This is a genomic window from Azohydromonas aeria, assembly GCF_009760915.1.
Classification (GTDB): domain Bacteria; phylum Pseudomonadota; class Gammaproteobacteria; order Burkholderiales; family Burkholderiaceae_C; genus Azohydromonas; species Azohydromonas aeria.
In genome coordinates this window covers 94,231-116,217 of the sequence record NZ_VIDQ01000005.1, presented here as the reverse complement: position 1 = coordinate 116,217, position 21,987 = coordinate 94,231, and the positions used below count along the sequence as shown (strand labels likewise).

Below are 21,987 nucleotides of genomic sequence, written 5' to 3'. Positions count from 1 at the left end.
CATGTACACCACGCTCGTTTCGAACCTCATCTTTCCGCTGCAGGAGCGGCTTAAGCACCACAGCACCGTGGCCGTGCGCCGCGGCATGGAGCAGTCGCAGTGGTGGGACGGCGAGCGATTGGGCGCGCTGCAGCTGCAGCGGCTGCGCGCGCTGCTGCAGGAGGCGGGCGCCCGGGTACCGTACTACCGCGATCTGTTCGCCCAATGCAGCTTCGACCCAGCGTCCGTACGCGGTGTGCAGGACCTGCAGCAGCTGCCCTTCCTGACCAAGTCCGTGATCCGTGCTCACACCGAGGCGCTCAAGCATCCACAGGCGCTGGGCTTGGCGCGCTTCAACACCGGCGGCTCGTCGGGCGAGCCGCTGATCTTCTTCATCGGCCGCGAGCGCGTGAGCCACGACGTGGCCGCCAAGTGGCGCGCCACGCGCTGGTGGGGCGTGGACATAGGCGACCGCGAGGTGGTGGTGTGGGGCTCGCCCATCGAACTTGGCGCTCAGGACCGCGTGCGCCTGGTGCGCGACGCGCTCATGCGCACCTCGCTGCTGCCGGCCTTCGAGATGTCCGAAGCCAAGCTCGACGGCTTCGTCGCCCACATCCGGCACCAGCGCCCGCGCATGCTGTTCGGCTACCCCTCCGCGCTCAGCCACATCGCGCGCCATGCCGAGAAGCGCGGCATCGCCATGAACGACTTGGGCATCAAGGTGGCCTTCGTCACCTCCGAGCGGCTCTACGACGAGCAGCGCGCCACCATCGCGCGCGTGTTTGGCTGCCGGGTGGCCAACGGCTACGGCGGGCGCGACGCGGGTTTCATCGCGCACGAGTGTCCCGAGGGCGGCATGCACCTCACGGCTGAGGACATCGTGGTGGAGCTGGTAGACCGCGAGGGCCGCGCCGTCGCGCCGGGCACGCCTGGCGAGATTGTGGTCACGCACTTGGCCACGCGCGACTTTCCCTTCATCCGCTACCGCACCGGCGACATCGCAGTGATGGACACGCGGCGCTGCGCCTGCGGCCGCGGGCTGCCCATGCTCAAGGAGATCCAAGGCCGCAGCACCGACTTCGTGGTGGCCGCCGACGGCACCGTGATGCACGGGCTGGCGCTGGTGTACATCGTGCGCGACCTGCCCGGCGTGGAAGCCTTCAAGGTGGTGCAGCACAGCCGCGCGCACACCAGCGTGCAGCTCGTCGTCAACGCTGCCTTCGACCGCGCCTGGAGCGAGCGCATCGCCGCGGGCTTTCGCCAGCGGCTGGGCGCGCAAGTGCGCGTGGACGTGGAGTTCGTCGAGCGCATCGCGCCCGAAAAGTCGGGCAAGTACCGCTACATCGTCAGCCATGCAGCTGAGGCGGCGTAAGCTCATGCGTGACGCAGCACTCCGCCCCAAGCAGGAACTCGTGGAGCACTCCGTCTCTGGGTTGACGCCGGTGGTGCCAACGTGTGCATGGGTTGCTGCACGAACCTGGCAAACCAAAGGTGAGGCAGCAGCAGTACCAGCGGCACGGCCCGGCAATCATGAGCAACATGCTCCCGGGACGGTCTAACAGATGCTCAAGGTTTTGCTGGACATGCTCTCGCCAGCCGGGGAGCGGGCACGCTTGAGTGTGCTGATCCTGCACCGAGTTCACGCGGTGCAGGACCCGATGCATCCGGACGAACTGGATGCCCACAGTTTTGATCGGCAGTGCGGGTGGCTGGCGCAGCTGTTCAACGTGCTGCCGCTGGACGAGGCGGTTGAGCGCCTGCGCGCAGGCACGCTGCCGGCGCGGGCCTTGAGCATCACATTCGATGATGGCTATGCCGACGCCCATGACGTTGCGTTGCCCATCCTGCTGCGCCATGGGCTGAGTGCGACCTTCTTCATCGCCACGGGTGCAATTGACGGTGGTTGCATGTGGAACGATGTAGTGGAGGAAGCGGTACGGCGCACCTCGCGCGAGTCGCTCGACTTGGGAGGGTTCGATGTCAAGGGGCTGCAATCCTGCAAGCTCGGCAGCTTGGAGCTAAGGCGCGTGGCCAGCGAGCGCATCAAGCACGCGCTGAAGTACCTGCCGCTGGAGCAGCGCCAAGCGCTGGCGCATCGCATCGCAGCCCATGCAGGCGTGCAGCCATCCAGCGGCCTCATGATGAGCTCCAAGCAGCTGAGGCACTTGCGCCGTGCCGGCATGCAGATCGGCGCGCACACGGTTTCGCACCCAATCCTGGCAGGGCTTGGAGCCGAGCAGGCGCGGGCCGAAGTCGGCCTGAGCAAGCGCCAACTGGAGTCGGTTCTGGGTGAACCGGTCCAACTGTTCGCCTACCCGAATGGAAAGTGGAGCCAGGACTTCGATGCGCAGGCCGTTGAAATCGTGCAGGAGCAGGGTTTCGACGCTGCGTTCACCACCGAGTGGGGCAGTGCCGACGCCAGCACGAATCCCTACCTGATCCCGCGCTTCACGCCGTGGGACCGTACCAGGCTGCGTTTCGGGTTGCGGCTGGCGGACAACCTGTACCGCGGTGGCACGGGGCAGCCGGCCTCGCTACTGCAGCGGCTGCCCAGCCAGGATCGCCGCAGCCCCTGGGCGCTCGACGTTTGAAGGGCGCCGGTGCCGGCGCCGCGCTGAGACAAGAAAAGGATCCGGTCCATGCTGTTCACGACAGCCGTCTTCGTCCTTGCTTTCCTGCCGGTGGCCCTGGCCGGCTACTTCCTGCTGGGCCGGTACTCGCCGCGCGCCGCCTCGACCTGGCTGTTCGCCGCGTCGCTGTTCTTCTACGGCTGGTGGATGCCGGAGTTCACGACGCTGCTGCTGGGCTCCATCGCCGCCAACTTCCTGCTGGGCCTGCGCATCGCGCGGCTGCTCGACGCGGGCCGCCGCCCCGCCGCCAAGGGCTGGCTGGTGGCAGGCGTGGGCTTCAACCTGCTGCTGCTGGGCTACTTCAAGTACGCCAACTTCTTCCTCGACAACCTCAACGCGCTGCTGGGCACGCACTCGACGCTGGCCGGCGTGGTGCTGCCCATCGGCATCTCGTTCTACAGCTTCACGCAGATCGCGTTCCTGGTGGACACCTGGCAGGGCAAGGTGCGCGAGTTCCAGCCGGTGCACTACGGGCTGTTCGTCACCTACTTCCCGCACCTCATCGCCGGGCCGGTGCTGCACCACGCGCAGATGATGCCGCAGTTCGCGCGCGCCTCGACGTACCGCTTCGACGCCGCCAACTTCAGCGCCGGCGCGGCCATCTTCGCGCTGGGCATGTTCAAGAAGGTGGTGCTGGCCGACGGCATCGCGCCGTATGCCGACGCCGTCTTCAACCCCGCTGACGCCGGCGCGTCGCCCGACGCGGTCGAGGCCTGGCTCGGCGCGCTGGCCTACACGCTGCAGCTGTACTTCGACTTCTCGGGCTACTCCGACATGGCGATCGGGCTGTCGTGGATGTTCAACATCCGGCTGCCCTACAACTTCGACTCACCCTACCGCGCCCGCAGCATCAGCGACTTCTGGCGGCGCTGGCACATCTCGCTGTCGAGCTTCCTGCGCGACTACCTCTACATCGCACTGGGCGGCAACCGCTACGGCGCGGCGCGCCGCTACCTCAACCTCGCCGCCACCATGGTGCTGGGCGGGCTGTGGCACGGCGCGAGCTGGTCCTTCGTGCTGTGGGGCGCGCTGCACGGGACCTACCTGATGGTGAACCACGGCTTTCGCGCGCTGTGCGGCCCGGCTCTGACGCAGCGGCTGCAGCGCAGCCGCGCCTTCGCCGTGGCGGCCTGGGCGCTGACCATGCTCTGCGTGGTGGTGGCCTGGGTGTTCTTCCGCGCCACGACGCTCGACGGCGCCGCCAGCATCCTGCAGTCGATGGCGGGCCTTGGCGCCGGCGTGCCCGACGGCACCCACGCGCTGCTGTGGAACGCGGGCCTGCAACTGCACGCGGGGCTGCTGTGGTGCCTGGCGCTGGGCGCCATCGCGGTGCTGCTGCCCAACAGCAACCGCATCGGCGAGCGGCTGCTCGAAGGGGCGCGCGGCCACTCGGCTGCGCGCGCCACCGTCGGCGGCTTCGTGACCTGCGCTGTGCTCATGCTCGTGCTGGTCAACATGGCACGCGAGTCCGTGAGCGCCTTCATCTACTTCAACTTCTGAGCCGACCCATGGCACGACGTGTTGGCCTCGCGCTGCTGGGCGCGCTGGGTTTCCTGCTGGTGTGCGAGCTGGCGCTGCGCGCGCTGCCGGTGTCCACCTCGACCCAGACGGGCTACTACATCGACCCGCTGGTGATGACGAACCCACCCGGGCACGAGTGGGTCGCCGCCACGGGCTGGGACCTACGCAACGCGCAGACGCTGCGCAGCAACAACGCCGGATTCGCGGCCGAGCGCGACTTCCATCCCGACCCGGCCGCGGTGGCGCTGGTGGGCGACAGCTACGTCGAGTCGAGCATGCTGCCCGCGCCGCAGCGCCCGCAGGCGCAGCTCGAGCGCGCGCTGGGCGGCTCGCGCCCCGTCTACGCCATGGGCAGCCCGGGCACGGCGCTGCTCGACTATGCCGAGCGCATCCGGCTGGCCAGCGAGCGCTGGGGCGTGCGCGACTTCGTCGTCGTCATGGAAAGCGGCGACCTGCGCCAGGCGCTGTGCGGCTCGGGACAGGTGCATGCGCGCTGCCTGGACCCGGTGACGCTGCAGCCCCGTACCGAGCTGGCGGCCCCGCCCTCGAACATCAAGCAGTGGCTGCGGCGCTCGGCACTGGCGCAGTACCTGGTGAGCCAGCTCAAGGTCTCGCCCGAGCGCCTGTGGCGCCTGGCCCTGGCCTCGTCGCGCCCGCCCGGGCACGCGGCCGCCCGGGCCCCGAGCGTGCAGCCCGTCGCAGCGCCCAACCTGGCCCTGGTGAATGCGGTGGCCGCGGCCTTCTTCGACCGGGTCGCACCGTACGTCAAGGGCCAACTCGTGATCGTGGTGGACCGCAACCGCTCGCGCGCCGCGCGTGACCAAGCCTTCGACGACCCCGAGCGGGCGCGCTTCATCGCGCTGGCGCGCCAGGCCGGCGCGCGCATCGTCGATGCCGAGCCGCTGCAGCAGCGGCACCACGCGCAGTCGGCGCTGTCGCTGGAGGTCGGACCCTACGACCGGCACTTCAATGCCCTGGGCATCGGCATGCTCATGGACGCCGCGGCCCAGGCCCTGCCGGGCACCGCGCCATGAGCCCGCGCCCGCGCAGGTGGGGGCGCCGGCTGGCGGCCCTGGCGCTGCTGGTGCTGGCGCCGGCCGCCATCGCGCTGGGGGTGGCCTCGGCCACGCTGGGGCACGATCCGCTGGAGATGGTGCAGGCGCTGCTGCAGCGCACGCCGGGCGAGTTCATCCGCTACGCCAAGCAGCGCCTGATCGGGCATCCGCGGCTGGAGGCCGTGGCGCTGCCGGTGCTGCATGCCGTGCAGCGCCAGGTCGAGCGCGAGGTGCCGCCCTGGCTGCCCAGCCTGGGCAAGGGCCAGCAGCCCCAGGGCCTGGAGCCGTTGCGCTATGGCCAGGACGGCCAGCCGCTGCCTGCCGCGCCGGCAGCCGGGCCCGTGGCGGGCGCCGCCGGCGACGAGGTGCTGCTGCACAGCGCGGCCGACATCGCCGCGGCCGTGGACCGGGCCCGGCCCGGCCAGCGGCTGCTGATCCTGCCCGGCACCTACCGCATCTCCCGCCTCCTGCAGACGCGCACCGCCGGCACGGCGCTGGCGCCCATCGTGCTGGCAGCCGCGCGTCCCGGCGAGGTGACGCTGGAGTTCGAGACCATGGAGGGCATCACGGTCTATCACCCGTACTGGGTTTTCGAGAACCTGACGCTGCGCGGTGCCTGCGCCAACCACTTCATCTGCGAGCACGCCTTCCACGTCGTGGGCGCGGCGCGCGCCACCGTGCTGCGCAACAACCGCATCGAGGACTTCAACGCCCACGTCAAGGTCAACGGCTTTCGCGGGCAGTGGCCCGACGACGGGCTCATCCAGTTCAACACCATCGTCAACACCACGGCGCGTGAGATGTACCGGCCGGCCGCGCCGATCGACATCGTGGCGGCCAGCGGCTGGAGGGTGGCCGACAACGTGGTCGCCAACTTCGTCAAGACCCAGGGCAACCGCGGCTCCACGGGCATTTTCATGAAGGGCGCAGGCGAGCGCGGCCGCATCGAGCGCAACCTCGTGGTCTGCACGCCCACCGATATCTCGCGCCCCGGCAACCGCGTGGGGATCTCCTTCGGTGGCGGCGGCACGGGGCTGCCTTACTGTCGCGACAGGCGCTGCGACGCGGAGCACCGCGACGGCCTGATGGCCAACAACGTCATCGCGCACTGCAACGACTTCGGCATCGACGTGCTGCGCTCCACCGGCACCGTCGTGGCCTTCAACACGCTCATCAACACGGCCGGCATCGACGTGCGCGTGGCGCCGTCCCAGGCCCATGTCCACGCCAACGTGCTCGACGGCCGCATCCGCGCGCGCTCCGGCGGGCGGCTGTCCGAGCAGGACAACGTCGTTGGCAGCCTGCACGAGGGCGCCGACACGCTGTTCCTGCAGCCGCCCGCGTCCGTGGCGCCACGGGCCGTGGCCGCGGGCGCCGTGCCGATGCCCGGCGATGACTTCTGCGGCCTGCCACGCGAGGCGGGCAGGGTGGTGCCCGGGGCGGTGACGCGGGGCCTTCCCTGTCCGCAGGCGGACGGCGCGCCGCCGGCGCGGACGGCGCTGCAGTGAGCGCGACACCGCCCGCGTACCGCATCGAGGTCCTGCGCCATCCCGGCGAGTTCCCGGACGATGTGCGCGCGCTGTTCGACGTGGTGCAGGCGCAGGCACAGGCCGTCGAGTCCAGCCTGGCCTGGTACCGCAACCTGCTGGACACGCTGCCCACGCTGGCCGCGCATGCGCGTTTCTACGTGCTGCGCCGCGGCTCCGAGGTGCGCGCGGTGCTGCCGCTGCTCGCCGGCGAGCCCGACGCGCCGGCGCCGGGCCGGGTGCAGTCGCTGGCCAACTACTACACCGCGCTGTACGCGCCGCTGTGCGCCGCCGGGGCGGATGCCGACGACTTCGTGCCGCTGATCCGCGCCGTCGTGCACGCGCACGCGCCACTGCACCGGTTGCGGTTGCAGCCGATGGACCCGCGCTCGGCTGGGTTCGGCGCGCTGTCGCGGGCGCTGCGCCGCTGCGGGCTGATGCCCTTCGCCTTCCACTGCTTCGGCAACTGGTTCCTGCCGTGCGCCGGCCTGCCGTGGGAGCGCTACCTGGCGGAGCGCCCCGGCGCGCTGCGCAGCACCATCCGGCGCGCGCAGCGCAAGCTTGAGCGCGTCGGCGCGCGCGTCGAGATCGTGACCGGTGGGCAGCGGCTGCCCGAAGCCATCGCGGCCTGGGAGCAGGTTTACGCGGCCAGCTGGAAGCAGCCCGAGCCGCATCCGGCGTTCATGCCTGGCCTCATCGCCACCAGCGCACGCCAGGGCTGGCTGCGCCTGGGTCTGGTCTGGCTCGACGGCCACCCCATCGCGGCGCAGTTGTGGCTGGTGGCTGCGGGCAAGGCCTCGATCTACAAGCTGGCCTACGACCAAGCCTTCGCCGCCTTCGCGCCCGGAACCGTGCTCACGGCGCAGCTGATGCGCCACGTGCTGGAGCAGGACCGCGTCGTCGAGGTGGACTACCTCATGGGCGACGACGCCTACAAGCGCGACTGGATGAGCGAGCGCCGCGAGCGCTGGGGCCTGGTGGCCTACAACCTGCGCACGCTGCCGGGCGCCGCGGCGGCATTGCGGGAGGGCCTGGCGCGTGCAGCCAAGCCGCTGCTGCGCCGCCCATGCTGGCGCAGCCCGGCTCGGCAGGATTAAGGCGGACCATGACGAGAGCAACACCGCAGGCCCACGGCAACCGTTTGTACGCTAGCGGCGGTGTCCCTGCAGGGGCTGCAATCGTTCACGCCTTTACCGGAAGCAATGAGCTGCTCCAGCCGTCGCTCTGGGGAAGCAACCTAGAATCGCAGGTTGAGTCCTTGCGTGCCGTCTTAAATCGGGCCATCTACACCAGCCTTACTGTGAGAGACAGTTTTAAGAAGACCTTTGAATGGAAATTGTTTAGATCATGGAAAGCCTTTTGTGGTTGCTTCAACTCATCGCTATTGTTCTTTTTTGCCGCTGGGCGCTGAAAGAAGATACTGACATTCGGCAAAAACCTGGTCGAAAGTAAAGCCGCTCATGCGAGATCTTGTTTTCTTGCTGGCGTTGCCGCTGCTCCTCTTGGCGGGTTGGAAGCGGCCATTCATTAGTTTGGGATTGTGTCTCTGGACGGCGCTGATTTTCCCCAATGGCTGGATGTATGGCTTTGCGGCGGCCATCCGAGTGAACTTTATGTTTGGCCTACTGATGATCGCAAGCTATGCGGTAACTAGGTCAAAAAAAGAGTTTCGCCCTGATGCGATCGTGGTGCTGATGTTCTTTTTCATGTTCTGGACCACGATTACCACAATATTTGGTATCGGCAATCCGGATCTGATGTGGGACTTATGGTCACGCGTGTTGAAGTCATTTATTTTGTTTTTATTTATTATTCTGATTGTTGATAAAAAATTGCATGTCGATTTTCTCTTGGGTTGCGTAGTGCTTTCGGTTGGTTTCTTTGCCGTGGTGGAAGGATTAAAGTACGTCGCCAGTGGAGGTGGTCATGCCATTGCGGGATTGCACGGCCACGTACTGGGCGACCGCAACGAATTGTCAGTTGCGTTTGTCATGACGATTCCCTTGTGTCTATATTTGCGCGGCGAGTATGCGGCGAGATCTATAATTATTAGTCTGGGGCTGCTGGGTGTGATGGGGCTTCTGGTGCTGTCGGTGCTGGGCACCAATTCCAGAGGTGGATTGATTTCTCTGCTCTTTCTTGGAGGCTATCTGTTCCTGAAGAGCCGACACAAAATGCTGATCCTGGCACTGGTCGGCTCGCTCATGCTGGTGGCAATGCAGCTTCTCTCGGATGAGTGGTTCAATCGTATGAATACCATTCAAAGCGCCGACAAGGATGCCTCGTTTATGGGTCGGGTGGTGGCCTGGAAAATGAACTTCATCATGTTCACCGAGCGGCCGATCCTGGGTGGCGGATTCAAGTCTGTGGAATATTCGCCCAACTGGTTCTTGCTAGCGGAGCGGTTCCATGAGTTTCCGTGGTTTTATACCGGAGAGGAAACGCCGGACCCTCGGGGTGGGCGTGCCGCTCATAGTCTGTATTTCCAGTTGCTGGGCGAACACGGCATCGTGGGGCTGATGACTTACCTCTCGATGCTGTTGATCTGCTTCTCGAAGCTTCGGCGTGTCGCCAAGGTAAGCAGGAAGATCAAGGCGCCGGAATGGATGGCCGATGTCGCGGTGACGTTGCAACTGAGCCTGGCCAGTTTTTGTCTGGGTGGTGCGGCATTGAGCTTTGCGTATTTTGACTTGACATTCGCGATTTTTGCGGTGGTGTCGGTGTTGAGCAGCACTTTCCTGCGTAATGAACTCAACGTGCGGAATCGGGCATGAATCAGAACATCCTGAAGGGCCTGCTGATCATCGGGGTCGTCATTGACCACAATGATTTTTCGCGCTCCTTGTTTTCAGGATTTCTCCTGGGATTTTCATTCCATGTCGTGGGCTTCATGACGCTGCCTTTCCTGCGGGAGTTGCCGAGGCTGTCGCGAAGCTATGTGCTTGGTAATTTCTTCCGTCTTTATTACCCCTTTTTCCTTTTGACGCTGGCATTGGGTGCCGTCGTAGCAATGGGAGCACCGACGGGTCTATACGAAAGCGCGAGGCGACTGCTGGCTGCCTTGTACAGTGGCAATAGCGAAGTTCTGAAGCAAACGACGCACATGGCGCTTTTGTGGTTCCTGCCGTCGATGTTTTCACTGACGCTGATACTGGGCCTGCTGGCATCATGCCGGCGGCCGGTGGCGATCGTGCTGCTGTGCGCCATCGTGGCGAGCCATTTCTTCATCGGCACCGTCGCCGCCGATGTGCAACATTATCTGCCCTTGGGCTTGTTGCCCGCCCTCTATGTGATACCGCTGGCCGCCCTGATTGCGCTGCTGCAAAAAGGATTTTTCGAGCGCTTGCAGATTTGGCCTGCACTCTTGCTGGCTTCAATTGCTTTTGCCGTGGCTAAGTACGGTCAGATGCAGCAGGGCCTGTACCAAGAGGTCGGTTTTTCGCTGGTCGCGGACTACAGGGATCTCTGGGCGTTGGCCTTGAATGACATGGAAGCCGTTTCGGGCACATTGTTGATGATGCAGCTGGCCCGGCTGCCCTTGGGCCGGTTCGTCGAAACGTGCGGGAAATACAGCATGCAGGTTTATATCCTGCACGGCTTCATCGGATTCGGCTGCTACCGTCTGCTGGTCTGGTTGAACCCAGGCTGGCCCGTGAGCGTGAAATTCGCCATGTCGCTGGCCTGCACGGTCGGGGCGTCCCTTGTGCTGGCCAGGCTGGCAATGGACCACGACACCGTCAGGCGGTTCGCCTTTCCGCGTAGCTGGGCCGACTTGGCCGGGCCCCGGGCGGGCCGGGTGCCTGCACGGGCGAGCATGTAAGGACTGGCCTTCGTGCGCCGCCTGTGCCGGGAATACTCCGGCTGCTACTGCGCTGAAGGACCCTTCGGTCCACCGGCACCCGTATTACGGATCGCAACAATGATTTACAGAGCCGTCCGTCAATAGGGTCCGGCTCCGGGCCGAACAGGGGGCATGGCCAACAGGCATGCCTCGCCGGTGCAGCAGCCGCTTCACCGGCGCGCGATACGGCACATGTCTGCGGTTAGCTTGGCAACCATTTTCCGTGACGCCTTGGGCGCCGCCGCCACGGCGGCGGCCTGCAAGGCCGCGGGCCCCACCTGCGAGACATGATGAGTTCGAATCGACAATTCAATGCGTCGGGCACCCTGGCGCTCCTGGCCGCATCGACGCTGCTAGCTGGCTGCGGCGGCGGTGGCGAACTGGCCAACGCCATCACGACGAGGGAGCAGGCCACCGCCCTGGCCACCACCGCGACGCCACTGTTCACGCTGGGCGTGAACAGCGCCGTCGGCGGCTCGCTGGTGCCTTTCACCGCCGGCCAGCCGCTGCGCCAGGGCCAGGTGCCCGCAGGGTCGGTGCTCGTGGCGGCCGACGTGCCGGAACTGCAGTTCGTGGTCAAGAACCGCTGGCCCGACGGCAGTGCCAAGTTCGCGCTCGTCTCCGGGCGCACCAGCCTGACCGCGGGCAGCTACCGCAGCATCGGCTTGGGCGTGGCGCCCGCGCCCGCGACCGTGGTTGCGCCCATCAGCCTGGCCAACCTCAAGGCGGCTAATCCCACGGCCAGCGTGCAGTTCGCCTCCTTCGGCACCGTAAACTGGTCCGCCGGCGACTGGGACCGGCCCGTGCAGCAGGTGGTGTCGGGCCCGCAGATGAGCGCCTGGACCTACCGCAAGCCCATCGGCGCCGATCCGCACCTCGTGGCCTGGCTGGAGGTGCGCGCGTACAAGGGCGGCCAGGTCGAGGTGCTGCCGTGGATCGAGAACGGCTACCTCAACGTGGCCGGGCCCACCAGCAAGGCCGGCACCGCCGTCTTCACGCTCGGCGGCCGCCAGCGTTTCTCGCAGCCGCTGACGCTGCTCAACCACCAGCGCGCGGTGCTGGCCAGCGGCACCACGCTGACCCACTGGCTCGGCACCGACCCGCAGGTCGCGCCCCGCCATGACGCGGCCTACTTCTCGTCCACGCGCTTGGTGCCCGGCTACAGCGCTGTGCCGGCCGCCACCAGCTCGCTCTACAGCCGCCTGCCCACGAGCTACACGCCGCTGATGCAGGGCTTCTACCCACCGGAAATGGGCCAGCCCGGCTACCACCCCACCATCGGCCTGCTGCCGGAGTGGGACACGGCCTACCTCACCACCGGCGGCGACGTGCGCGCCTGGCGCGGCATGATCATCAGCGCCTATGCCGCCGGCCGCTACGGCATCCACTACCGCGACGAGACGACACAGCGCCCGCTGGCGTTCTCGAAGTACCCGTACCTGGCCATGCGCGCCGGCTCCGGCGTCTCCGACAGTGGCGGCTCGTCCAAGTCGCAATACACGCCGGCCACCTCGGGCGCCGTCCCGCCACGCTATGCCGCGTCGCACCATCCCTCGATGGGCTACATGGCCTACCTGGTCAGCGGCTGGAACTACTTCCTGGAAGAGAACCAGTTCGTTGCCACGGCTAACTACCTTAAGCAGGCCGACAACATCCGGCAAGGTAGCAAGGGCATCCTGCAGCCCTGGACCGGCGCGCTGACCACGCGCGGCGCGGGCTGGGCGCTGCGCTCCCTGGCGCAGGCCGCCACCATCACTCCCGACGGCGATGGGCTGCGCAACGAGTTCGTGGCCAGCATCAACGCCAACATCGAGGAGTACCACACCACGTACATCGTCAAGCCGGCCAACCCGCTGGGCCTGGTGCGGCCCTACAGCAGCTACACCACTAGCGACCCGTGGACCAGCGCGATCTGGATGGAGGACTTCGTCACCGCCGCCTTCGGCTACCTGCGCGACCTGCAGGTCTACGACGCAGCACTGCAGCCCAAGCTCGAAGAGTTCAACCGCTGGAAGTTCCGCTCCGTCGTCGGCCGCCTGGGCGGCAGCGGCGCCAACGAGTTCGCCTGGCCCTACGCCGCGCAGTACACCGTCAACTACGCGCCTTCGCTCAAGGCCGACTGGGTCGGCGGCACCGGGCCGTGGTACCAGTCCTGGGGCGAGGTGGCGCGCGCGATGAACATTCCCATGTCGGGCGAGATGGGCGGCGCGATGATGGTGGGTTACCCCGGCATCGCCACGGCTTACTGGGGCACGCTCACGCCGGCGCTAACGTATGCGGTCGAGCAGGGTGCCGAAGGGGCCGCGCTGGCCTGGCAGCGGATGGCGTCGTCCTCGACCTACCCGACGCTGGTCAAAAGCTTCAACGACAACCCGGTGTGGAGCGTGTATCCGCGCCCCGCGCAGGCCGCCTCGGCTGCGCCGAGCATGACGCCCACCGGCCGCTGAAAGCGCCCATGAGCCGTCCCGGGATGCCTTGGCATCCTGGGACGGCCGAACCGGCCGGGACTGCCCCGGCCCCGAACAACGCCCGGTGCGCCGCACCGGGCGTTTGCCTTTTGGGCGATGCAAGTGGCTGCGCCTCGATATGCGTGCGTCCTGCCTTCCGAGGGTTGCACCCGGCGGGAACGACGCCCGTCTTGCCTGCTCACTGAAGCTGCCTGTCACGCCTGCGCAGGCGGGTGTTCACGAACTCCGGTCCGCCCCCGGGCTTGCCATGGATGCTTGCCTTCGCGCACGGCTGTCCAAGGAGAAGTGGGCAACTGCCGGTGCCTGCAGGCACGAGCCGCCCGCACCCCGATCCGTCATTCCGGCGCAAGCCGAAATGACGAAATGGTAGGCGGGAGCCCGTGCTGTCGGGATGCCGGGCGTAGTCCACTTTCCCCGGACAGCAGTGCGCCTGCGCGGGCATGGCGATCCGGTGCTTCAGGCCGGTTTCGGACCCACTCCGGCGGCCTGCTCCGGCTGGAGCAAATCGTGCTTCAGCCCGGCACCAGCGCCGGGGCTCGATGCTCAATCCGCGGCGGCGCCGCCCGCCTTGCCGGTGGCGGCTGCTGCCGCGTGCGGCTTGCGGCGGCGGATCTTGCTCAGCACGTAGGACTCGGCGCCCTCGGGGCGGCCCACGGCCAGCCACAGCAGCCACACGACGCCGCAGTACACGACGCCGCCGACGGCCACCTTCAGCGCCAGCATCGGCCACGGCGGCAGCGCCAGGCGGCCCGTCGCGGACAGCGCCAGCGCCATCGCGGCGCAGCCCAGCGTCGGGCGTGCGACGCCCTTGAGCAGCAGGCCCACGGACATCGTGGGCAGGTGCTTGAGCAGGATGTAGAAGGACACGCCGAAGGTCAGCACGATCGCCACCAGCCGGATCTGCGCCACCAGCTGCGCCTCCAGCTGCGAATGGAACAGCAGCAGCCCGATGCAGAACACGCCGATCTGGGTCCAGCTGCTCACCGCCAGCAGCCGAACCTTGCCGATCACGGTGAGCACGTAGTTGGCGCTGCTGTTGATCGACAGGATGATGTTCGACAGCGCCAGCACCTGGATGAAGGGCACGATGAACGTCCACTTCGCGCCCAGCGCCAGCGGCACCACATCGGCCGCGGTCATCACGAAGCCGATGCAGATCGGGAAGACGATGGCTACTTGCACGCTCTGGGCCTGCACCAGCAGCCGGGTCAGCTCGCGCAGGTCGTCGCGGGCGCGTACGAAGACCGGGAACAGCACCCGGTTGATCGGGGCGAGCAGGTCGGTGCCGGGGATGTCGGAGACCTCGTTGGCCAGCGTGTAGCCGCCGGTGACGGCGGTCTTGCTCACACCGCCGACCACCACGACGTGCAGGTTGCGGTCCAGGTACTGGCTGATGTTCTTGACCATGAGCCACACCGAGATCGAGAAGATGTCGCGGAACTCGCTGAGCGCGAAGCGCGGGCGCATCGGGTGCACCTGGTAGCTGCGCAGCGTGCCGATGAGCCGGCCGCACAGCGCGCCGAAGAGCATGCCCCAGTAGTCGCGCAGGATCAGCGTCAGCACGATCGTGACGGTGAAGCCCACCAGGCGCTTGAACAGCAGGAAGCGCGCTTCGGCGGCGAAGTTCAGCTCCTTCTGGAAGCTGACGATGCCGATGTTCTCGCAGGCCAGGATCAGCACCGAGGAGGCCATCATCCAGATGGCCGCCGTCACGCGCGGGTCGCGGTAGTAGTCGGCGGCAAAGGGCGCGACGACGGCCAGCAGCGTGGCCACGCAGCAGGCCTGCAGGATGCGCATGGTCCAGGCCGTGTTGTAGTAAGCTTGGCTGGGGTTCTTGCGCTGGACCAGCGCGACGTTGACGCCGATGTCGAAGACGGTGTCGACGAAGGCGACCACCAGCGATGCCATGGCCACGATGCCGAAGTCGTCGGGCACCAGCAGCCGCGCCAGCACCAGCGTGCTGACGACGCCGATGGCGCGGTCGATCCAGCGCATCGCGACCGTGCTGATCGCGCCCTTAGTAATGCTTCTGCTCTCGTGGTCGGCCGTCCGGACGGCCGCCCCGGTCCGGGGCGGCCCAAGGTAGGTCGGGCCGTGACTGCGCCCGACGAAGGGAGGTTGCGCGCGGCAACCGGTGGCATGGCGCGAGGCCGCAGCGTGCGGGGCAGGCCGCTCAGCCGTTGCCGGTCAGTGCGGGCCGGGCCTGGGTCACGGCCAGCGATTCCAGCAGTTGCGCCAGCAACGCCGCGCGCCCGCGGCGCGAGTGCTCGTGCACCGAGCTCGCCACCCCACCCACGGGCGTGCCGCCGCGCAGCCCGTCGAGCACGCGCAGCAGCAGCGCGGCGATGTCGGCCGCGTCGTCGAGCCGCGCCACGGTCTGCACGCCGACGCGCTGCAGCACCGCGGCGGTGTCGCCTGCCGGGTCGGTCAGCGCCACGACGGGCCGCCCGGCGCGGAAGTACTCGTAGATCTTGGCCGGCACTTGGCCGTTGCAGTTGCTGCCCTGCAGGATCAGCAGCCCATCGGCGCGCAGCATCTCCTGCATCGCCGCGCGGTACGGCACGTGCGGCAGGATCTCGATGAAGGGCTCGACGCCGTGCTTGCGGCCGAGGTTGCGCAGCAGGTCCTCGTGGATCGCGGCACGGAAGCGCAGCTTGAAGTCGCCGGGGCGGATGCGGCCGTCGCGCTGCAGCCGCTCCAGCGCGACGAAGAGCTGCGTCGGGTCGCGCAGGTCGGGATACACGATGCCGCTGTGCAGCAGCACAGGCGTGCCCGGCTGCAGCGGCTCGGCGGCGTCGAAGCCCTCGGCCTGCTCGGCCGCGACGAAGCTCTCCTCGTCGAAGCCGTTCTCCAGCACGCTCATGCGGTCGGCGGCCTGCGGGTAGCGATCGCGGTACAGCCGCGCGGCGCTGGGCGTGGTGAACACGCAGGCCGAAGCCTGCGCGATCACGTTGCGCTCGATGTGCTGCCACAGCCCCCGCATGGCGGCGTTCTCGGGGTAGCCGTCCTGCACCATCGGGTCGCGGAAGTCGGCCACCCAGGGCAGGCCGCTGCGGCGCTGCAGCGCCGCGCCGATGCGGTGCGCCGTGGGGATCGGATGGGTGGTCCAGATCACGTCGGGCCGGTACTCGCGGATCATGCGCATGCCCACGCGCACGGCGTCGAAGTACCAGCTCATGTAGCGGTCGGGCCGCGCGGTGATGCCCGCGTAGCGGCCGAACAGCGCCAGGTGGCGCGAGGAGTCGAGCGCGAAGGCGCGGCGCACGACGGTTGCGGCCGGAATTTCCTTCGTCAGGTGCTCGCTGGCCTGGGCGCCGTAGGCCAGCGGCGAGGCGCTCAGCACCAGCGGCTCCCAGCCGCAGCGCGGCAGGTGCTGCACGAAGCGCAGCGTGCGCTGCACGCCGCTGCTGACGGAGAAGGGTGGGAAGTGGAACGCCACCATCAGCACGCGCTTCATCGGCAGGTGCCCTCGGGTCGTGCCGGCGTCGGTGTCGGCGTGCGCGGTGCGAACCGCTGCGGTAAGTCGCTCAGGGTGCTCAGGGACATGGACATGGCGTGAAGGGCCTGCGCCCGGTGGGGGCCGGGCGCGGCGCAGCGGGACTGTGCGGCAGGGATGTGAAAGGGGTTCATGCGCATGGGACCGGGCCCGTGCTGCCGGCCGGGCGCGTCGTGGCCGCCGGGGCGCGCGCCAGCGGGCCTTGCGCCCACGCCAGCGTGCGCTCCAGCACCCAGGCCGTGGCGGCGGTGCCGGAGAAGGTGTGGTCGGCCCGGGGCAGCGTGGCGCGCTGCAGCCGTGCGTGTCGCAGCGCCGCGCGCCATTGCGCGTCGCCGGCGCAGTGCTCCAGAAATTCCTTGGCGGTGTAGTCGTCGCCGCTGAGCAGCAGCAGCAGCTCGCCGCCGAAGCCGTTCCAGGCCCGCGCCATGCGCTGCTGGAAGCCGTCGTTGGCGGCGCTGGAATCCGCGCCGCCACGGCGGCCGCCCCAGGCCAGCGCCAGGTTGGCGGCCAGGCCGCGCAGTGCCTGCGCGCCGATGCGCCCGCCCAGCAGCCGGCGCCAGAAGTCGGGCTCCAGCAGCCGCTGCGCGTAGTAGTGCTTGACGTTGGTGCGCGCCTGCGCCTGCGGCGAGCGTACCCAGGGGTTGAGCAGGCACAGGCCGTGCACGCGGGCGTCGCGCGTGTCGTGCAGGTACAGCAGCGCGGCGGACGCGCCGTCGCACAGGCCCCACAGCAGCACGCGGCGCACCTCGGGCCGGCGCGACTGCAGTGCCGCGATGGCCGCGCCGATGTCCGGGGTGAGGCGCTCGAAGCCGGGGAAGTCGCCCTCGCTGTCGCCCATGCCGCGCACGTCGAAGCGCAGCGCGGGCACGCCGGCCTGCGCCAGCGCGCGCGCGAGCTTGACGAACAGGCGGTGGCTGCCGGCGCGGTACTGCGGCCCGCCCACGACGATGACGACGCCGACGTCGCCCGGCAGCGGGGCCGGCGCGGGCTCAGCCAGCACGCCCAGCAACTGGTGGCCCAGGCAATCGAAGCCCAGCGCCTGCTCGGTCCAGCTCATGGGTGCACCCTCGCGCTGCGCGCGGTCCCGCCGAGCGGGACGGAGCGCCCCCTTCGCAGCGGCCGTGCGGGGGCACTCATGCGGACACGCCCTCGCGCGAGAACACGTCCAGCGTGGCCTGCAGCAGCGCCGGGGCGGTCTCGACCTCGGCGGTCTGCCAGAAGGCCGGGCCCGGCACGCGCCGGGCCTGCACCTGCCAGCCGGCCTGGCGCCAGCGCGACAGCAGCTCCAGCGCCGCGGGCGCCAGCGCCGCTTCCGGGGCGGCCTGCGCACCCGTCTCCAGCCAGGCCAGCCGCGCGGCGCGCGGCGGCGGCGCCAGCGTGGCCTGCTGCAGCCCGTCGGCCAGTGCCGGCGACAGGCCGTAGCCCGCCACCTCCACCGCCTGGCCCTCGGCCAGCTGGCGGCGCAGCGCCTTCATCAGTTCCGCCGAGGAACCCTCGCCCAGCGCCGCGGCCAGGCGCAGCCGCAGGAACTGCCGCAGCGCCAGCTCGCCTGACGGCGGCGGCTGCCACAGCAGCAGGTTGCACGGCTCGTCGATCTCGCGCGCCGCCGCGGCGGCCAGCAGGCCGCCCGTGCGCAGGCCCCACAGCCACAGCGGCGCGCCGGGGTGTTGCCCGCGCAACCAGCGCGCGCCGGCCAGCGCGTCGCCGGTCCAGCCGCGCCACGACGCGTCGGCGAAGTCGCCGGCGCTGTCGCCGCAGCCGTGCAGGTCGAGCTGCAGCACGGCGCAGCCGGCCTCGGCCAGCGCGCGCGACTGCAGTGCCGCCATGCGGCGCGCCTTGTTCATCTCCTCGGCCAGCGGGTGCAGGTACAGCACCAGCGCGTGCGGGGCGGCGCTCTGCGCCTCGTGGAAGCACGCCCAGCGCTGCCCGGCACCGCTGCCCAGGAAGAACGGTCGTGCTTTCACGCGCAGCACCGGCCAGAGCCTCGTCCCGGGGATCTCAGGCCGGGACGCGGGCGCTGACGAAGTCGATCAGCGTGCCGACGGTGGCGAAGGTGTCGCCGCTGATGTCGTCGTCGTCCACCACCAGACCGAAGCGCTCCTCCAGCCCGCCCAGCAGCGCCACCACGCCCATCGAGTCCAGCTCGGGCAGGGCGCCCAGCAGCGCCGTGTCGCGCGTGAACGCGGCGGCCCGACCGCCCAGGCCCAACATCTCGTCGAGCAGGGCAAGCACTTGCTGAGGCGTGTTCATGCGCGGTGTTTCCTTCGATGGGTCAGGGTTGTTCCATGGCCGGCGGCGGCAGGAGGGCTGCTGCGCCGGAGGGTGCCGGGCCCTGCGGGCGCGGACGTGACGGCACGGGGCTGACGGGGCTCGCCGGTATCGCTCCCGCGAACGCGGAGCCGTTCAGCACCCATTCCCAGGTTGAATTTTGCACTGTTTCGAACCTTGAACTCCGGAAGCATGCTGGGATACTGCGCAGTTTTTCGCTGAAGCGCCCCGGCGCGCCGGCTGCCGGCCAGCCCGGCGCCGGTACCGCCCGGCACGATTTCTCCCCCATGTCCGCCGTCACCTTGTTGTTCGACCTGATCGCCCGCGCGGCCCACCGCGCGCCCGAGGCCCCGGCCCTGAGCTGCGCGGGCCAGACCCTGAGCTACGCGCAGCTGCAGTCCCGGGTGCAGGGCTTCGCCGCGGGGCTGCTGGGGCTGGGGCTGCAGCGCGCCGAGCGGGTGGGCCTCTGGCTGGAAAAGCGCTTCGAGACCGTGGCGGCGAGCTTCGGCGCGGCGGCGGCCGGCGGCGTGTTCGTGCCGCTGAACCCGCTGCTCAAGCCGGCGCAGGTCGCCTTCATCCTGGCCGACTGCGGCGTGCGCGTGCTCGTGACCTCGCCCGAGCGGCTGCCGCTGCTGCTGGAGGTGCTGGGCGGCTGCCCGGCGCTGCGCCACGTCGTGCTCACTGGCGCGCCTCCGGCGGGCCTGGCGCTGCCGCCGGGGCTGGCGCTGTCCACCTGGGATGAGTTGCTCGCCGCGCCCGCGCGCGCCGGGCACCGCGTCATCGACGCCGACATGGCGGCCATCCTCTACACATCCGGCAGCACCGGGCGGCCCAAGGGCGTGGTGCTGTCGCACCGCAACCTGGTCGCGGGCGCGCAGAGCGTGGCCTCGTACCTGGAGAACCATCCCGGGGACACGCTGCTGGCGGCGCTGCCGCTGTCCTTCGATGCCGGCTTCAGCCAGCTCACCACCGCGTTCCATGCCGGCGCGCGCGTGGTGCTGCTGAACTGGCTGCTGCCGCGCGACGTGCTGCGCTGCATGGAGCGCGAGCGGGTCACGGGGCTGACCGCCGTGCCCCCGCTCTACATCCAGCTCGCGGCGCTGGAATGGCCCGCGGCGGTGCGGCAGCACCTGCGCTATTTCGCCAACACCGGCGGGCGGCTGCCGCGCCAGACGCTGGCGCTGCTGCGCGCGTGCGCGCCGCACTCGAAGCCGTTCCTGATGTATGGCCTGACCGAGGCGTTCCGCTCCACGGTCCTGCCGCCAGAGGAGGTGGACCGCCGCCCGGACTCGATCGGGCGCGCCATTCCCAACGCCGAGATCCTGGTGCTGCGCGAGGACGGCAGCGAGTGCGCCGCGGACGAGCCCGGCGAGCTGGTGCACCGCGGCGCGCTGGTGGGCCTGGGCTACTGGAACGATCCCGAAAGGACCGCCGAGCGCTACCGGCCGCTGCCCGCGGGCGTGGCCGGGCGCGAGGGCGCGCTGCCGCTGCCCGAGATCGCCGTGTACTCCGGCGACACGGTGCGCCGCGACGCCGAGGGCTTCCTCTACTTCGTCGGCCGCCGCGACGAGATGATCAAGACCAGCGGCTACCGCGTCAGCCCGACCGAGGTGGAGGAGGTGCTCTACGCCACGGGCCGGGTGGGCGAGTGCGCGGCCTTCGGCGTGGAGCACCCGGTGCTGGGGCAGGCGATCCAGGTCGTCGCCACTGCGCCCGAGGGCGCCGCCGCGCTGGACGTGGCGGCGCTGCTGGCCGAGTGCCGCGTGCGCATGCCCGCCTACATGGTGCCCGCCGGCGTGGAAGCCGCCCTCGGCCCGCTGCCGCGCAATGCCAACGGCAAGATCGACCGCAAGGCGCTGTCCACGGCCTGGGCGCAGCGCCGGCCGCAGCCCTAGTCATGGCGGCCGCGGCGCCGTGCCTTCAGACACCACACACCCGATGACCCCACTTCCTTCCCACGCCCCGATGCCGCAGTTCGCCCAGCGCGGCGGCGAGCTGCTGGTCAACGGCCAGCCGCTGCGGCTGCTGGCCGAGCGCGTCGGCCGCACGCCCTTCCATGCCTACGACCGCGGCCTGCTGCGCGCGCGCGCGGCCGAGCTGCGCGCGGCGCTGCCCGCGGCCGTGAAGCTGCACTACGCCATGAAGGCCAACCCGATGCCGGCGCTGGTGGGGTTGATGGCGCAACTGGTGGACGGCATCGACGTGGCCTCCGCCGGCGAGCTGCAGGTGGCGCTGGATGCCGGCGCCGACCCGCGCGAGGTCAGCTTCGCCGGCCCGGGCAAGCGCGAGGCCGAGCTGCAGCAGGCCGTGGCCGCGGGCGTGCTCGTCAACGTCGAGTCCGCACGCGAGCTGCGGCTGCTGGCCGGCATCGCGCAGGCGCTGGGCCGGCCCGCGCGCGTGGCGCTGCGCGTGAACCCCGACTTCGAGCTCAAGGGCTCGGGCATGCGCATGGGCGGCGGCGCCAAGCCCTTCGGCATCGATGCCGAGGCGCTGCCGGCGCTCATGGCGCAGCTGCGCCAGGACGGCCTGGCCTTCGAGGGCTTCCATCTTTTCGCCGGCTCGCAGAGCCTGCGCGCCGACGCGATCTGCGAGGCGCAGCTGCGCTCCTACGAGCTGGCGCTGCGCCTGGCCGAGCACGCGCCGTCTCCGGTGCGCTGCCTGAACCTGGGCGGCGGCTTCGGCATCCCGTACTTCCCCGGCGAGCAGCGGCTCGACCTAGCGCCCATCGGCGCCAACCTGCATCGGCTCTGCGAGCGCGCGGCGCGCGAGCTGCCGCAGGCCGCGCTCGTGCTGGAGCTGGGCCGCTACCTGGTGGGCGAGGCCGGCATCTACGTCGCGCGCGTGCTCGACCGCAAGGTCTCGCGCGGGCAGGTGTTCCTGGTCACCGACGGCGGGCTGCACCACCACCTCGCGGCCTCGGGCAACTTCGGCCAGGTGCTGCGCAAGAACTATCCCGTGGCCATCGGCACGCGCATGGACGCGGCAGACACCGAGGTCGTCTCCGTGGTGGGCCCGCTGTGCACGCCGCTGGACGTGCTGGCCGAGCGCATGGCGCTGCCCGTGGCGCAGGAGGGCGACCTGGTGGTGGTGTTCCAGTCCGGGGCCTACGGCGCCAGCGCCAGCCCGCAGCGTTTCCTGGGCCATCCGGCCTGCGCGGAAGTGCTGGTCTAGCGTGCGGGCCGCATCCATGGAGGTCCGCGGCG

At 69.4% G+C, this 21,987-nt stretch carries 16 protein-coding genes; 11 read left to right on the top strand and 5 right to left on the bottom strand.

Annotated features, from left to right (window positions below; translation table 11 throughout):
• The first annotated feature begins 1 nt into the window (after position 1).
• From FJ694_RS05215 to FJ694_RS05175, 9 genes are all read left to right on the top strand, one after another.
• Positions 2–1,351 carry a phenylacetate--CoA ligase family protein gene (locus FJ694_RS05215; protein WP_157264916.1) on the top strand — a complete coding sequence of 450 codons (1,350 nt, stop codon included), beginning with the start codon at positions 2–4 and terminating at the stop codon, positions 1,349–1,351.
• A 247-nt stretch (positions 1,352–1,598) separates the two neighbouring features.
• On the top strand, positions 1,599–2,570 hold the full coding sequence (locus FJ694_RS05210; protein ID WP_232539908.1) for a polysaccharide deacetylase family protein: 972 nt from the start codon (positions 1,599–1,601) through the stop codon (positions 2,568–2,570).
• 48 nt (positions 2,571–2,618) lie between these two features.
• On the top strand, positions 2,619–4,109 hold the full coding sequence (locus FJ694_RS05205) for an MBOAT family O-acyltransferase (RefSeq protein ID WP_157264912.1): 1,491 nt from the start codon (positions 2,619–2,621) through the stop codon (positions 4,107–4,109).
• 8 nt (positions 4,110–4,117) lie between these two features.
• Entirely contained in the window at positions 4,118–5,164 is a 1,047-nt protein-coding gene (locus FJ694_RS05200; protein ID WP_157264910.1) for a hypothetical protein, read from the top strand.
• Positions 5,161–6,693: a right-handed parallel beta-helix repeat-containing protein gene (locus FJ694_RS05195; RefSeq protein ID WP_157264908.1), complete on the top strand. Its 1,533-nt coding sequence runs from the start codon at positions 5,161–5,163 to the stop codon at positions 6,691–6,693. The genes FJ694_RS05200 and FJ694_RS05195 overlap by 4 nt, the downstream gene beginning before the upstream one ends.
• Complete coding sequence (locus tag FJ694_RS05190; protein ID WP_157264906.1) at positions 6,690–7,808, top strand: GNAT family N-acetyltransferase; 1,119 nt, start codon at positions 6,690–6,692, stop codon at positions 7,806–7,808. The genes FJ694_RS05195 and FJ694_RS05190 overlap by 4 nt, the downstream gene beginning before the upstream one ends.
• A gap of 363 nt (positions 7,809–8,171) precedes the next feature.
• Entirely contained in the window at positions 8,172–9,485 is a 1,314-nt protein-coding gene (locus FJ694_RS05185; RefSeq protein WP_157264904.1) for a putative O-glycosylation ligase, exosortase A system-associated, read from the top strand.
• Positions 9,482–10,531: an acyltransferase family protein gene (locus FJ694_RS05180; protein WP_157264902.1), complete on the top strand. Its 1,050-nt coding sequence runs from the start codon at positions 9,482–9,484 to the stop codon at positions 10,529–10,531. The genes FJ694_RS05185 and FJ694_RS05180 overlap by 4 nt, the downstream gene beginning before the upstream one ends.
• A 311-nt stretch (positions 10,532–10,842) precedes the next feature.
• A complete protein-coding gene (locus FJ694_RS05175) occupies positions 10,843–12,999 on the top strand; it encodes a hypothetical protein (protein ID WP_157264900.1) in 2,157 nt (718 codons plus the stop codon).
• Between the two features lie 564 nt (positions 13,000–13,563).
• On the opposite strand, the gene FJ694_RS05170 is transcribed toward FJ694_RS05175, so the two are convergent.
• From FJ694_RS05170 to FJ694_RS05150, 5 genes are all read right to left on the bottom strand, one after another.
• Complete coding sequence (locus FJ694_RS05170; RefSeq protein ID WP_259373151.1) at positions 13,564–15,030, bottom strand: lipopolysaccharide biosynthesis protein; 1,467 nt, start codon at positions 15,028–15,030, stop codon at positions 13,564–13,566.
• Positions 15,031–15,193: 163 nt separating this feature from the next.
• Positions 15,194–16,477, bottom strand: coding sequence for a glycosyltransferase (locus FJ694_RS05165; protein ID WP_157264896.1), 1,284 nt, complete (start codon positions 16,475–16,477; stop codon positions 15,194–15,196).
• Between the two features lie 169 nt (positions 16,478–16,646).
• A complete protein-coding gene (locus tag FJ694_RS05160) occupies positions 16,647–17,573 on the bottom strand; it encodes a hydrolase 1, exosortase A system-associated (RefSeq protein ID WP_157264894.1) in 927 nt (308 codons plus the stop codon).
• A 76-nt stretch (positions 17,574–17,649) separates the two neighbouring features.
• Positions 17,650–18,480, bottom strand: coding sequence for a hydrolase 2, exosortase A system-associated (locus FJ694_RS05155; RefSeq protein ID WP_232539903.1), 831 nt, complete (start codon positions 18,478–18,480; stop codon positions 17,650–17,652).
• 34 nt (positions 18,481–18,514) lie between these two features.
• Complete coding sequence (locus tag FJ694_RS05150; protein WP_157264890.1) at positions 18,515–18,766, bottom strand: acyl carrier protein; 252 nt, start codon at positions 18,764–18,766, stop codon at positions 18,515–18,517.
• 305 nt (positions 18,767–19,071) lie between these two features.
• Between FJ694_RS05150 and FJ694_RS05145 the strand changes: the two genes are divergently transcribed.
• Both FJ694_RS05145 and FJ694_RS05140 read left to right on the top strand, forming a co-directional pair.
• The gene (locus tag FJ694_RS05145) at positions 19,072–20,679 is read left to right on the top strand and encodes an acyl-CoA ligase (AMP-forming), exosortase A system-associated (protein WP_157264888.1); all 1,608 of its coding nucleotides are present in this window, start codon (positions 19,072–19,074) and stop codon (positions 20,677–20,679) included.
• 43 nt (positions 20,680–20,722) lie between these two features.
• Positions 20,723–21,955, top strand: a complete 1,233-nt coding sequence (locus FJ694_RS05140) for a pyridoxal-dependent decarboxylase, exosortase A system-associated (RefSeq protein WP_198320722.1) — start codon at positions 20,723–20,725, stop codon at positions 21,953–21,955.
• The last annotated feature ends 32 nt before the right edge of the window (positions 21,956–21,987 follow it).

Coding starts and splice junctions, on each gene's coding strand:
- FJ694_RS05150 (WP_157264890.1), bottom strand. CDS start 18,766: ATGAACACGCCTCAGCAAGTGCTTGCCCTGCTCGACGAGATGTTGGGC.
- FJ694_RS05160 (WP_157264894.1), bottom strand. CDS start 17,573: ATGAGCTGGACCGAGCAGGCGCTGGGCTTCGATTGCCTGGGCCACCAG.
- FJ694_RS05195 (WP_157264908.1), top strand. CDS start 5,161: ATGAGCCCGCGCCCGCGCAGGTGGGGGCGCCGGCTGGCGGCCCTGGCG.
- FJ694_RS05215 (WP_157264916.1), top strand. CDS start 2: ATGTACACCACGCTCGTTTCGAACCTCATCTTTCCGCTGCAGGAGCGG.
- FJ694_RS05175 (WP_157264900.1), top strand. CDS start 10,843: ATGAGTTCGAATCGACAATTCAATGCGTCGGGCACCCTGGCGCTCCTG.
- FJ694_RS05165 (WP_157264896.1), bottom strand. CDS start 16,477: ATGAAGCGCGTGCTGATGGTGGCGTTCCACTTCCCACCCTTCTCCGTC.
- FJ694_RS05185 (WP_157264904.1), top strand. CDS start 8,172: ATGCGAGATCTTGTTTTCTTGCTGGCGTTGCCGCTGCTCCTCTTGGCG.
- FJ694_RS05205 (WP_157264912.1), top strand. CDS start 2,619: ATGCTGTTCACGACAGCCGTCTTCGTCCTTGCTTTCCTGCCGGTGGCC.
- FJ694_RS05140 (WP_198320722.1), top strand. CDS start 20,723: ATGACCCCACTTCCTTCCCACGCCCCGATGCCGCAGTTCGCCCAGCGC.
- FJ694_RS05145 (WP_157264888.1), top strand. CDS start 19,072: ATGTCCGCCGTCACCTTGTTGTTCGACCTGATCGCCCGCGCGGCCCAC.
- FJ694_RS05180 (WP_157264902.1), top strand. CDS start 9,482: ATGAATCAGAACATCCTGAAGGGCCTGCTGATCATCGGGGTCGTCATT.
- FJ694_RS05200 (WP_157264910.1), top strand. CDS start 4,118: ATGGCACGACGTGTTGGCCTCGCGCTGCTGGGCGCGCTGGGTTTCCTG.